Source organism: Undibacterium sp. Ji49W (genome assembly GCF_049340205.1).
Classification (GTDB): domain Bacteria; phylum Pseudomonadota; class Gammaproteobacteria; order Burkholderiales; family Burkholderiaceae_D; genus Undibacterium.
This window is the reverse complement of record NZ_JBMPOW010000007.1, coordinates 264235-276878: the sequence shown is the minus strand read 5'-3', so window position 1 is coordinate 276878 and position 12644 is coordinate 264235. Positions and strand designations below refer to the sequence as shown.

The following is a 12644-nucleotide window of genomic DNA, read 5'->3' as shown; positions in this document are numbered from 1 at the left end:
ATTTCCGGCAATGCTCCTGAAATTAGCGTCATCTTGATTGAATTCGGCTGAAATAGCCTGCGCTACTGGCATAAGTCGTCATGCCTTGCGTACTTAGGCTTACTTTGACAGGGCCGGCTCTTCGCTTGGTGCTGCAAATTCAAATTCGACCAGGGTATCGTCACTCCAGTCCTTGTTATACAGAGGCGGAACGAATTGCAGACCATTCTTGCTGATCTGTATTTTTTCCCTGCGGTCTTTGTTGATCAGATAAGCCGCGCTCAATCTCCTGGGCGACCAGAAAGAAATAACGATAAAGGATGAGTGGCAGGCACCACCAAGCAGTCGAAACAGGGTGCGGGTGTCGTAGGGCGTGTCTTCATATTCCACAGCCCACCATATGGCGCATTCCAGACGCAAGTCGCCCAGACGTCGCTTGTCTGACGGTACACCTTCACTACGTATATCAGGGCGCCAGCGGAACAGGCCTTTTTTCCGGTTCAGCAGCAGATCGGCATTTTCGTTGAGGGCACTGGCAATTTTTGGCAAGACAAAGCGACCATCAGCGCCAACAGCGACAGGGATTGAACTCTGCTCGCTGGCAATACGCATGGTCAAATCATTCAGGCTGGTATTGGCATCAACCGGTAGCAGCGTGAATTTCAGCATCGCAGCAGGAGCCAGTTGCCGGTACTGATCAAATGCTTCCAGCCCCTTATACATCTGTCTGTATGATTTAAGCTCGGGATCTCTGGTACTGGAAATTTCTACCTTGGCCGGTGCATCTTCAAGCGCATAAGCAAAGCAATGCGCGTGCATCGTGGCCAATGACAGGCAACTGGCAAGAACTGTTTTAGAGATCAAGTTTTTCTCGATGCGTGAATGATGCAGATGTATAGATGTGCAGCCCATCATGCGCGCAAGCGGCACAAAAAAGACAGCAACAAATTATAACCGTTGCAAGGCATCCAGCAAGGGTACGCAGGCATCAGCTACCCGATTCAGGCTGTGTTCACGCAAGGCTGCCAGGTCGACCTTGTGTTCGCTTTCCAGGCCGGCCCAGGCCAGCAGGGCTGCGCAGGCTTCGGGGTGGTCGAACAGGCCGTGCAGGTAAGTGCCCAGGATCAGGTCATCCGGCGAGCGTGCGCCTTCGTCTTCGCCGTTGATGGTGAAGACGGGCTGCGTGTCATTGCTGGCATAGGTGATGCCCATGTGGATTTCGTAGCCGCTGACTTGTGCAGCATTTGCATTAAATGCGCAAACACCTGTCACCTGTTGCAGGCGCTTTTCTTGCGTCAGTTCAGTGGTGATGTCGAGCAGGCCCAGTCCATCCGAATCACCGGCCTTACCCTCTACACCATGCGGGTCGCTAACAACCTGACCCAGCATTTGATAGCCACCGCAAATACCGATGACCTTGCCCCCATAGCGTAGGTGCTTTTCCAGCACGGGCTGCCAGCCCTGCGCTTGCAAAAATGCCAGGTCGGCGCGGGTGTTTTTACTGCCAGGCAAAATAATCAGATCGGCAGGCGGTATCGCCCTGTCGGGGCCGATGAATTGCAGATCGACATCCGGGTGGGCGCGCAGCGCATCAAAGTCCGTGTGATTCGAGATACGCGGTATGGCGGGCACAATGATGCGGAACTTGCCTGCATTGCCCTGGCTGGACTGTATTGCATCTTCGGCATCGAGTTGCAGGCCATGCAGATAAGGCAGTACGGCCAGCACAGGCTTGCCGGTTTTTTGTTCCAGCCACTCAAGCCCCGGTTCCAGCAGGCGGATGTCACCACGAAAGCGGTTGATGACAAAACCGACGATGCGTTTTTGTTCGGATTCTGACAGGCAATCCAGGGTACCGACAAAATGGGCAAACACGCCACCACGGTCAATATCGGCTACCAGGATAACAGGGCAATCGACGGCTTCGGCAAAGCCCATGTTGGCGATATCGCGGTCACGCAAATTCACCTCTGCCGGGCTGCCTGCACCTTCGACGATAATCGCGTCATATTGCTGTTGCAGACGGGCGTAGGATTCCAGCACGGCACCCATTGCGACGGTTTTGTATTGATGGTAATCACGCGCATCCATATCTGCCCGCACCTTGCCATGGATGATGACCTGGGCGCCGGTATCCGACGATGGCTTCAGCAAGACCGGATTCATGTCGGTATGCGCAGGCAAACCCGCAGCCACGGCCTGCAAGGCCTGGGCGCGACCTATTTCGCCACCATCGATGGTCACGGCACTATTCAATGCCATGTTTTGCGGCTTCATGGGTACGACGCGCACGCCTTGCCGGTATAGCAAACGGCACAGGGCGGCGACGACCGTACTTTTACCTGCGTCGGACGTGGTGCCTTGTACCATCAGCGTGGAAATATTCATATGACCGTATACTAATTTCAAGAGTTTTGTGCTGCCTGCCATTCGGCAATCAGTATATGCAATTGCACCAGCCCGTGCTGTATCGCTGACGGCCCGGGAGACAGGATATCTGCCGATTTTATTTCCAGCACCCGGCCATAACGCACGGCCGGAATATGATCCCAGCCCTCACGGGCCACGACACTGTCGGGCCGGAATTTCTTGCCACACCAGGAACCGATGATGATATCCGGCGCCCGCCTGACAACTTCAGCGGGGTCGGCAATGATGCGCTGTTTGGCGCTGTGGAAAACCGCCAGGTCGGCAAAAGCATCCTCACCACCTGCTATCTGTATTAATTCAGACACCCAGCCTATACCTGACATCAGGGGTTCGTTCCATTCTTCAAAATACACCAAGGGGCGACGCGTCCATAGCCCTGCCTGTCGTTTGACGGTGTCTATCTGCGCTTGCAGTTCTGCAATCAATGCTGCGCCCTGTTGCTGCTTGCCAACCAGGTTCGCCAACACCCTGATCATGTGTAAAATACCGGCGACATCACGTTGATTGAAGGCATGCACTTCTATGCCAGCACTGATGAGTTCGCGCGATATTTCGGATTGCATATTCGAATAGGCAATGACCAGATCAGGCTTAACGGCCAGAATGCGGTCTATCTGGGCAGATGAAAAGCCGCTGACCTTGGGTTTTTCATCACGGGCGCGAGCCGGACGGGTGGTATAGCCAGAAATGCCGGCAACACAGTCTTCTGCCCCCAGGGCATACAAGACTTCCACCGCTTCGGTGGAAAGGCAGGCAATGCGTTGATACATACTGGCTGAATTCATTTTTTCCCTTGTGGCGGCGCCACGGTTTTATCGCGTTTTTGCCTGGCCAGTTCCAGCGCCTGACAAATCAGTTTTGCACCTTCAATAATGCGTGGACCAGAACGGTTGACCAGGTCGCCTTCTATAGACACCAGATTATTGTTTTTGGTTGCAAGCAAGGTGGGGAAAGTTTTCCATTGCTCGACGCCACTCACAGCCTGGGTTTTGCTGTCACCAGAAATAATGACTTCAGGATTTTCCTGCAAGACGGCTTCCGTCCCGACAACGGGTGCGGTAGTGGGTAATTTTCCAAATATATTTTCGCCGCCACAGGTACGGATCGCATCGCTGACGATGTGGCTGTCATTCAATGTATACAGTGGCTTGCCCCATACCTGATAGAAGGTTTTCACCTTGCTTTTGTTCTGGTACTGGCTGCTCAACTGTTGCACCTGTTGCCTGAATTCTGCTGCCGCTGCCTGCGCCTGTTTTTCTGTGCCAAACAGATTGCCGAACTTGATCAGGGTGTCGGCTACATTGTCCAGCTTGTGCGGTTCACTGAAAAAATAGGGGACGCCGGATTTGTGCAGAATTTCCAGCTGGCGCTCATAGGCACCGTGCATCCAGACGATGAGTAAATCCGGCTTCATCGCCAGTATGCGTTCAATATCCAGTTGACGATTGTCACCTACATGCGGAATATTTTTTGCCGCTACCGGATAATCGCTGTACTTGACCGTACCAATAATCCGCTCACCCGCACCTGCCACGTAAATCATTTCCGTCACATGCGGCGACAGACTGATAATCCGCTGCGCCGGCTTCGCCAACGTCACCTGATTACCCATGTCATCCGTCACAGTAATCGCCGCCTGTGTATGACCGGCCAAGACAGCAAACCCCATAGTAATCACAAAACTCAAAAGCTTGGACATAAACTTTCCATATTCAAAATATCAACGCGAAATGCAATGCTCTCTCTTGCACTTCCTCTGTGTCTCTGTGCCTCTGTGGTGAGTGGTCTTAACGATTTAACTCACACCATTCACCCAGAGCGCTCTCCAACCGCAACCACCCAGCCTCACTCCCCGGCAAACCAAAGCGCAGACCATGCGGTCTGTGTAGCCCCTGCGCAAACCAGCGCAGCCATATGCCGCGCTCTGCCATGAACTGCCATAACTGTTCCGATTGACCATCCAGTTCATGATGACTGCACCACTGGAACAAATCCGTACCCGACGCATGCATACCATGCATCTTCAAAAGTTGGCGCAGGCGTTCCCCTTCTTGTTGCAAAAGCTCTGCGGTCTGGGCTTGCCAGACCTGGTCATTCAAAGCAGCAATAGCGATTTGTTGCGCGGGTCCGCTCACGCTCCAGGGGCCAAGATAATTCGCCAGCTGCAAAAGTAAATTTCTCTCGGCGGCGACAAAGCCCAGACGTATGCCTGCAAGGCCAAAGAACTTGCCGACAGAACGCAGGACGATCAAGCCAGGCTGATCTGCGTGGGCCGCCACGCTGATATCAGGCACGGTGTCGGCAAAGGCTTCATCCACCACCAGCCAGCCACCACGCCCAGCCAGATGTGCTGCCCAACGCAAAAGCTGGGCTGCCGGAATAATTTCACCCGTAGGATTATTGGGATTACACAGCACAACAACATCTGCATCTGCACCGGCCACTGCGCTGTCAAGCGCAGCATACGCACATTCTGTCACAGCATGCCCGGCTTGCCGCCATTGGTAAGCATGTTCGGCATAGCTGGGTGCGGATACGACAACCTGCGCAGTCGGGCGCAAGCGTGGCAAAGCCTGTATCACTGCCTGAGAGCCTGCCACTGCCAGCATCTGCGGTGCACGGTAATAAGATTGCGCAGCCTGTACCAGGGCATCAGAATATTCAGGCAGGCGATGCCATGCATTAGCTGCCAGTGACGGTGCCGGATAGAAATGCGGATTGATGCCAGTGGACAAATCCAGCCAGTCTTCCAGCGGGCGGCCAAAATGCCGCACTGCATCGCGTAAATTGCCGCCATGTTCAAGCATGAATGACCCCGCCCAGAAATAAAGCCGACAGTAAAGCGATGCCACACCAGAGTGCGGCCCCCCCTTCCACCAGGCGCAGGGCACGCAGAATATCTGCCGCCTTTGCTGTATCACCTTCCCCCAGCGGTGGCCGTGTTTCCGTTATGCCGTCATAACTGGCTGTGCCACCCAGCGCCAGGCCCAGCGCACCAGCACCGGCGGCCATCACTGGCCCTGCATTCGGGCTGGGCCAGCCAGGTGCCTGGCGCTGCCAGCATTGCCATGCCAGTCGGGTCTTGCCGAGTATGGCATAGGTGCATGCAGTCAGGCGGGCCGGTATCCAGTTCATGACATCATCCATGCGTGCTGCAACACAGCCAAAGCGCAGGAATCGTGCCGAGCGATAACCCCACATCGCATCGAGGGTATTCACCAGCCGGTACAGCACTGCACCAGCACCACCCAGCAGAATGAACCAGAACAAGGTGGCAAAGACGGCATCGCAGCCATTTTCCAACACAGATTCGACACTGGCTTTGGCCAGGTAAGCTTCGTCCGCATCTTGCGTGTCGCGACTGACGATGTAAGAAGTACGTTTTCTGGCTTCCGGTAAATCACCGGCCTGCAAAGCCGTGGCGATAGCGGCATTATGCTCATGCAGGCTGCGCAAACCCAGGCAAAAATACAGTAATACGATGTGCAATACGGGAGCCAGCCATAGGCTGAAACGCTGCGCCAGCACCAGCATTAGCAGGCTGAGTGCGACCAGTGGCAAGACCGCCAGACACCAGGCCAGGGCACCGGTCCAGCGACTTGCTGTTGGTGTATTAAAGCGGCGTTCTATGGCGTTTGCCAGATTACCAAAACCCACCAGCGGGTGGAACTTCTTCACTTCGCCCAGGCCCACATCCAGCAGGATACCCAGTAGGAGGCACAACACCATGACCAGACCATCCTGCATCAGCATGGCTGGCCTTTAAAATACAGCGGCAAACCGGCAGCAACCCAGACCACATTGTCTGCAATGGCTGCCACGGCCTGGTTCAAACGCCCGGCTTCATCGACAAACCAGCGCGATACCGCCCCCATAGGCACAATACCCATACCGACTTCATTCGATACCAGGATAATTTGTCCGGGTGCCTGTACCAATGCATCCAGCAAGGCCTGGCGTTGCACGGCGAACTGTGGTGGGGGCGTAATGTGGCCTATCTCAGGAAAGTCTGTCGATTCTGAAAACAGCAGATTCGACAGCCAGACCGTCAGGCAATCGACGAGGATGATATTGTCTGCACGGCTATGCGCCATGATGGTCGCACCCAGTTCCAGGCTTTGTTCCAGCGTGCCCCAATGTGCAGGGCGGCGCGCACGATGATGAGCAATGCGCTCCTGCATTTCGGCATCACCTGCCTTAGCGGTTGCCAGGTACAGTACTTCTTTCTGATCCTTGCTGAGTCTGGTCGCCAGTTGTTCGGCAAATGCACTCTTGCCCGAACGCGCACCACCAAAAATCAGGCTGGCACGATGTGCGGGGTTCATGTTTCGTCCCTTAATGTATTCACTAATGGATCCAATAATGTATCCACTAAAAACAGCGCAGCCGTAGCCGCCGGATTCGAAGCAAAATAGGCATGAAAATAAGAGGCACGCACATTTCCAGCTATGTAAATCGCTTCACCCTGCTGCTGCGTAGAATGTTTGATGGTATGGCTGCTGGCAGTCAATGTGGTTTCAAAACGCGAGTAATGAAAGGTATGCCCGCGCAATTCGCCCTGCGGTGTCGCCACGGCTTGTGCGCCCAGTGCGGCCAGCCTTTTTTGCATGATGACTTTGCCCGGCAATAAACCTGCCATAGGCCAGCTTTGGCCTCGCTGATCGACCAGACCTTCGGTAATGGCCATCATGCCACCACATTCCGCCAGGATAGGCATGCCTTGCGCGTGGGCGGCTTGCACAGATGCGAGCCAGTTACCGGCTTGCGTCAGTGTCTGTGCATGTAGTTCCGGGTAACCGCCCGGCAGATACAGGGCATCCGCTTGCGCCGGTATTGCTTCATCGGCCAAAGGCGAAAAGAAAACCAGTTCGGCACCCAGTCCGATCAGGCATTCAAGATTAGCCGGATAGATAAACGCAAACGCGGCATCACGCGCAATGGCAATGGTCTTGCCTGCCAGATTGGTTGCGGGTTGAGATACATGTTGCGAGGTGTGCAGTGAGGCCTGTCCATGCAATTCAAAACTGCTGTCTGGCAAGGCATCCCAGGCCTGCATGTCCAGTTCCAGACTGTTGGCCATGGCGTCGAGTATGGTGTCTATCCTATCCACTTCTTGCGGCACGACCAGGCCCAGATGACGTTCGGGCAAGGCTTCGTCCTGACGATGCAGGCTGCCCAGCAAGGGGATATCGCGCATGGCAGCCGCTACCATCTTCGCATGGCCTTCAGAGGCGATGCGGTTGGCAATAACGCCCGCCAGATGCACTGGCCCAAAATCACGCAAACCCATGGCCAAAGCGCCTACGGTCTGCGCCATGGCTGAGGCATCCAGTACCGCCACGACAGGCACGCCAAAGGCACGCGCCAGATCGGCTGATGAAGGGTTGCCGTCATACAGGCCCATGACACCTTCGATGAGAATGACATCTGCATCCAGTGCAGCACGCGCCAGCATGCCTTCGGATTCAGCTTTACCCACCATCCACAAATCCAGTGAATGCACGGCTGAACCGCAAGCGCGCTCCAACATCATGGGGTCGATAAAGTCTGGCCCGGTTTTAAATACACGTACGCTCTTGCCAAGATTTACCAGCTTGCGTGCCATTGCTGCCGTGGTGGTGGTCTTGCCCTGGCCTGACGCAATAGCCGATATCAGAACGACCTTGGCGCTGGGCCTTACCATTCCACACCTGCCTGTGCCACGATGCCTTCCTTGAAGGCATGTTTGATGACCTGCATTTCTGTAACGGTATCGGCAATGGCGATAATCTCTGGCAAGGCACCACGACCGGTGACCGCGACGTGCTGCATTTCTGGCCTGCCATCCAGATCATCAATGACCATCTGCAAATCCAGGTAATGGTATTTCAGGGCGATATTGAGTTCGTCCAGCACCACCAGGCCTATGGTTGGGTCAGTCAGAAAACGTTTTGCCTGCTCCCATGCGACGGCAGCTTTTTCCATATCACGTTCACGGTTCTGCGTAACCCAGGTATAGCCTTCGCCCATGGCATGGAATTCGACTTCGTCTGGAAAGCGGCGCAAGAAAATTTCTTCACCGGTCGACATCGCCCCCTTGATGAACTGCACCACACCCACCTTCATGCCATGCCCCATGGCACGCATGACCATGCCAAAGGCGCTGGAACTTTTACCCTTGCCGTTGCCGGTATGCACCAGCAGGACACCAGTCTTGCGTTGGGCCTGCTCTATCTTTTCATCCATCATCGCCTTTTTTCGCTGCATGCGGCGTTCATGACGGGTGTTGATGTTGTCTGTCGCGGTGTCTGGCTTGGGTGGCATTGCACTTGTCATGGTGATAGTCTGTAGTTATCGTTTGCGGTGATGATTAGTTTTGCGGCAGGAATATGGTTTGCGCGCCATGCGTGAAGCGTTCTATTGGGTGCCCCAGACAGATACTTAGTTGGGAGGCGTTAAATATGTCATCAGCAGGCCCGGCTTGCCAACTGCCATCACCCATCAGTAACAGGGCATGGGTAGCAATGCGGTAAGCCATGTTGAGATCGTGACTGACCATGACGACAGCCTTGTTTTGCTGGGCATCTGCCTTGCTGCACAAGCGGGCAAACAATTGCATGACGCTGACCTGATGCCCTAGGTCCAGCGCATTCGCCGGTTCATCCAGCAGCATCCACCTGGCATCCTGGGCCAGCAAGGCGGCGATGGCTACGCGCTGTCTTTCACCGCCAGACAGGCTGCGTACATCGCGCTCTGCCATGTCGGCGACATCCAATTCACGCAAAGATGACAGGGCAAGATCCATGTCGTCGCTGTTTTCCCAGTAATGCGCATTCTGGTAGGGATGACGGGCGCTGAGTACCGTATCCAGTGCAGAATAACCGAAAGCATCTACCCTGCCCTGCGGCAAGAAAGAACGCTCACGTGCAAGCTCGGTCAATGACCAGTCTTGCAGCAATTTGTCGCGCAGATAAACCTGGCCACTTTCTATGGGGCGCAGGCCAGCAAGCGTGCGCAGCAAGGTGCTCTTGCCTGCACCATTGCGACCTATGATGCACCAGCATTCACCTGGCTGTATGTGCCAATTCAACTCATTCACCAGTACACGCTTGCCTACGGATAAATTCAGGGCGCGAATGTCCATCAGCGCCTCCGCAGTTGATGCAGTTGCAGCAGGAACATCGGCACACCTACCAGTGCAGTAATGACGCCAACCGGCAACTGCTGTGGTGCTACCACCGTGCGGGCAACGGTATCAGCCAGCACCAGGAAACAACCGCCAGCCAAAGTCGCAGCAGGCAGCAGCAGGCGGTGATCTGGCCCCCAGGCAAAGCGGCAGATATGCGGCATGATCAGGCCAACAAAGCCTATGCTGCCAGCATTGCTGACCGCACTGGCCGTCAACAAGGCAGAACATAAAAACAGCAACTGGCGCAGACGGCCAATATTGACACCCAGGGTGCTGGCATTGTCGGCATGCATGGCAGCGACATTGATGGAACGCGCATTGCGCATGGCAAACAGCAGGATAACGCCAAGTATCAGCCAGGGCAGATAGCGCGACTGGGTATTCGACAGATCACCTATCATCCAGAACACCATGCCACGCAGGCGGCTGTCCGGCGCAATCGACAGCATGAGGGTGATGATGGCACCGCAACCAGTGGCAACGATGACACCGGTCAGCAACAAGACAGGTGCACTGCCATCGGTGCTGCCAGCACCGCGCAGATCACGGTAGGCCAAACCAAACAACAGCAGCGCTACGGTAATCGCACCGGCAAAGGCAGCCACATCCACCAGCCAGAACGCGCCAAAAAAAAGTATGGTTGCCAGCGCACCGACAGATGCACCGCCAGATATGCCCAGCACATAGGGGTCAGCCAGCGGATTGCGTAACAGCGCCTGCATCATGACGCCGGCCAGTGCCAGTGTGGCACCGGTCACAAAACCGGTCAGCGCACGACCAAGACGCAAATCCAGCAGACTGCCGGGCAAGGTCGTTGGCGGGCCGCGCAACAATTCCAGCAAGGCTTGCCATAACTCGGCAAAGCTCAGCGATACAGAACCGCACACGCAAGCGATCAGTATGCTGGCGACAGCAGCGGCCAATAAAATCGGAAGAACCAGTCCGGCACGTTGAGCAACCGCCATCCTGGCTGATTGCTTACGCTGTCGTGCAGAAAAAAAAGACGCCATCATCGGTCTGGTCCATAGGTAAAACAGGTGGTGATGTGCAGCGTCTTTTGAAAATCCGAACCTGCACATCAGTCATTGAGCTTGTAATGTGATGGGCGATACAGCAATATCCGCTGCATCGCCTCACACCAATGCCAGACTTATTTAAAGCCGTAGTTCACACCAACAAATACATTCGAACCGGCCGTTGCATAATTTCTTGCCAGTTCATAGTCTTTGTTCAAGGCATTGTTCCAGCGTGCCAGCACGGTGGTATTTTTTGCCACTTCATAGGTCGCATACAGGTTCAGCAAATTATATGAACCCAATTTTCTGGTGTTGGCTGCATCATCAAAACGGTCACCAGAGTAGATGGTTTCCACGCCAACTTTTGCATTCGAGAACGCATATTCAGCAGCCAAAGTACCATGCTGTTTGGAACGGCGTGCCAGGCGTTTGCCTGTCGTGTCGTCTTTCGGGTCCTGGATGTCGATGGAAGCACGCAGGGTCAGATCAGCAAAACGGGTAGTGCCGCCTACTGTCAAACCAGACAGGGTTGCTTTATTGACGTTGTAAGCACAACCAAACTGATGAGTCGCTTTTTCTACAGGGCAGACATTGGTGCTGACCAGCAGATCCGTTGCCTTGTTTTGATAATACACAGCGCTCAGCTGCGTATCGCCCTGCTCAAAATACACACCGACTTCTGCATTTTTTGCTTTTTCTGGTTTGTTGCTGGCAACGCCATAACCAGGGTAATACAGTTCATTGAAAGTTGGTGCACGGAAGCTGGTGCCATAGCTGGCATTGACGCGCAGGGCGTCAGTAAAACGGTAACCGTAAGCAACGCTACCTGTGGTATTGGAACCATATTGCGAACTGCGGTCGTTGCGGATGCTGGCGCTGGCCAGATGCGCATCTTGCTTGAATACATACGATGCAGCAAATGAATTCGTCGTGCGTTTCGCGCCGTTGATGCCCTCTGTGGCCACGCCTGAAGAAACAGAATCAACATTTTCTTCACGCGTTTCGGCGATCAGTTGCAGTACGTCTTTACCGATACGGATATCATTCTGGAAGCTGACGCTGTTCTGACGCGTATCGATCTGGCTGGAGCCAAAGCCTGTACTGAAGCCCTTGTCTGCCGTTTGTGCATATTGCAGCGAGGCAGACCAGTCATCAGTGAACTTGCCACGGCCAAAGATGGCGATGGTTTCCAGTGTACCGATATTGTGGTCATCTTTTGCTGCACCGGAATCATACTGTGCGTCATTGCGGCTGTGTAAAACACTGGCACCCAGTTCAAAACCCTTGCTGATTTCCCATACCAGACGGCCATTGAAACTATCCATCTTGTAGCCATCTTTGTCCGCGTTATAACTGGAACCGACGCCGGGTTTGGTGGCAGAGAATCCATCACTCTCTTCATGTCCCGCGTTCAGGCTGAGGCTGATATTACTGGCAACAGAGCCGAACAAACCTGCCTGCAATTTGCGTGTGCCATAGCTACCCAGACCAGCCGATACGGTAGGTGTGATAACGCCTGTACCTTTTTTAGTGAATATCTGTATCACGCCGCCCATGGCATCTGCGCCATACAGGCTGGACAAGGGACCATACACGACTTCGATACGGTCGATCTGTGACAGTGGGATGGAAGACCAGCTTGCACCACCTGTGGTGGATGAACCGATGCGTACGCCATCAATCAACACTACGTTTTGCGCATTATTACCACCGCGCAAAAACACGGAAGATGAAGTGCCTGGTCCACCGTTGCGGGTAATTTCTATGCCGCGTTGTTGTTGCAACAGGTCGACAATGGAAGCAGCGCCAGATTTGGCGATGTCTTCCGCAGTGATGACGACATTGTCAGCAAGCACGTCTTTGGCGGCTTGCGCCTGGCGGCCAGCGGTAATGACCACACTGGAAGCCGCGCTAACGGCAGCAGTTTGTGCAAAGACAGTAGAAGACGGGAATGCAGCGGCCAAGGCCAGGCTGAGGGCGAGCGGTTTGAATACAGATGTCATGATTTTCAGAAAAATAAAACATGCAGCCGACGTCCCCGCAGGCTGCAA

The 12644-nt window shown here is 54.5% G+C and carries 12 protein-coding genes; all 12 read right to left on the bottom strand.

Annotated features, from left to right (window positions below):
• Positions 1-99 precede the first annotated feature (99 nt).
• On the bottom strand, positions 100-843 hold the full coding sequence (locus ACO0LK_RS11210; protein WP_422975012.1) for a hypothetical protein: 744 nt from the start codon (positions 841-843) through the stop codon (positions 100-102).
• Between the two features lie 84 nt (positions 844-927).
• Positions 928-2349 (bottom strand): cobyric acid synthase, encoded by a 1422-nt coding sequence (locus tag ACO0LK_RS11205; protein WP_422975054.1) that lies wholly within the window; start codon positions 2347-2349, stop codon positions 928-930.
• Between the two features lie 35 nt (positions 2350-2384).
• Entirely contained in the window at positions 2385-3194 is an 810-nt protein-coding gene (locus tag ACO0LK_RS11200) for an ABC transporter substrate-binding protein (RefSeq protein WP_422975010.1), read from the bottom strand.
• Positions 3191-4108, bottom strand: coding sequence for a cobalamin-binding protein (locus ACO0LK_RS11195; RefSeq protein ID WP_422975008.1), 918 nt, complete (start codon positions 4106-4108; stop codon positions 3191-3193). Before ACO0LK_RS11195 ends, ACO0LK_RS11200 begins: the two co-directional genes overlap by 4 nt.
• An 88-nt stretch (positions 4109-4196) precedes the next feature.
• On the bottom strand, positions 4197-5216 hold the full coding sequence (gene cobD, locus ACO0LK_RS11190) for a threonine-phosphate decarboxylase CobD (protein WP_422975006.1): 1020 nt from the start codon (positions 5214-5216) through the stop codon (positions 4197-4199).
• On the bottom strand, positions 5209-6156 hold the full coding sequence (cbiB, locus tag ACO0LK_RS11185) for an adenosylcobinamide-phosphate synthase CbiB (protein ID WP_422975052.1): 948 nt from the start codon (positions 6154-6156) through the stop codon (positions 5209-5211). The genes cobD and cbiB overlap by 8 nt, the downstream gene beginning before the upstream one ends.
• On the bottom strand, positions 6156-6734 hold the full coding sequence (gene cobU, locus ACO0LK_RS11180; RefSeq protein ID WP_422975004.1) for a bifunctional adenosylcobinamide kinase/adenosylcobinamide-phosphate guanylyltransferase: 579 nt from the start codon (positions 6732-6734) through the stop codon (positions 6156-6158). Before cobU ends, cbiB begins: the two co-directional genes overlap by 1 nt.
• A complete protein-coding gene (locus ACO0LK_RS11175) occupies positions 6731-8092 on the bottom strand; it encodes a cobyrinate a,c-diamide synthase (RefSeq protein ID WP_422975002.1) in 1362 nt (453 codons plus the stop codon). The genes cobU and ACO0LK_RS11175 overlap by 4 nt, the downstream gene beginning before the upstream one ends.
• Positions 8086-8724, bottom strand: coding sequence for a cob(I)yrinic acid a,c-diamide adenosyltransferase (cobO, locus tag ACO0LK_RS11170; protein ID WP_422975000.1), 639 nt, complete (start codon positions 8722-8724; stop codon positions 8086-8088). The genes ACO0LK_RS11175 and cobO overlap by 7 nt, the downstream gene beginning before the upstream one ends.
• Positions 8725-8758: 34 nt before the next feature.
• A complete protein-coding gene (locus tag ACO0LK_RS11165; protein ID WP_422974998.1) occupies positions 8759-9532 on the bottom strand; it encodes an ABC transporter ATP-binding protein in 774 nt (257 codons plus the stop codon).
• Positions 9532-10587, bottom strand: coding sequence for a FecCD family ABC transporter permease (locus ACO0LK_RS11160; RefSeq protein WP_422975050.1), 1056 nt, complete (start codon positions 10585-10587; stop codon positions 9532-9534). Before ACO0LK_RS11160 ends, ACO0LK_RS11165 begins: the two co-directional genes overlap by 1 nt.
• A gap of 140 nt (positions 10588-10727) precedes the next feature.
• Complete coding sequence (locus ACO0LK_RS11155) at positions 10728-12596, bottom strand: TonB-dependent receptor domain-containing protein (protein WP_422974996.1); 1869 nt, start codon at positions 12594-12596, stop codon at positions 10728-10730.
• Positions 12597-12644: the final 48 nt, after the last annotated feature.